Annotated in this window: 1 pseudogene; it reads right to left on the reverse strand. The window is 43.2% G+C overall.

Annotated elements, in window-relative coordinates:
- A pseudogene (locus ACTHUM_RS19025) lies at positions 1–156 on the reverse strand (polyamine ABC transporter ATP-binding protein); the annotation flags it as partial.
- Between the last annotated feature and the right edge of the window lie 337 nt (positions 157–493).

The raw sequence follows: 493 nt of genomic DNA on the forward strand, positions 1-493 counted from the left end.
GGATTTGCCACTGCCGGAGCTGCCCAAAAGGGCAAAGATTTCATGTTGGTAAATGTCCAAGTCGATGTTATCGACAGCGTAATTGTCACCAAACTTTTTCACCAAGCCTTGGATTTGCAAATAAGGTTTGGCTGAAGACGCAGTGGTTGCGGTCATAATGGCAATACTCCAAAAAGAAAGACGAGTACCGGCAAAACGGATTTTCGAATGGGTGATAAAAAGCTGTTTGATTGCTGGCGGGAGTCGGACGGAGGCCGTCTGAAACTCTTGTAAAGCGCACGGGCAGCGTGGATAGAAAGCAGTTTAAGCCTAAGCTTTTGCTTTCGGCAAACTCAATATTATATTAGCCTAAGCCTCATAGGGGCAATATGAAATTGCTTGTATCGGCTGATTTGAAACAAATATGAAAGGAAAGGCAGGCAGGGAAACAAGATAGTAAAAATGGGTAACGTTGTTTTTCTGCACAAAAGGGGGTAATTATTATCTATATGTC

It is taken from the genome of Neisseria sp. P0021.S006, assembly GCF_051956895.1.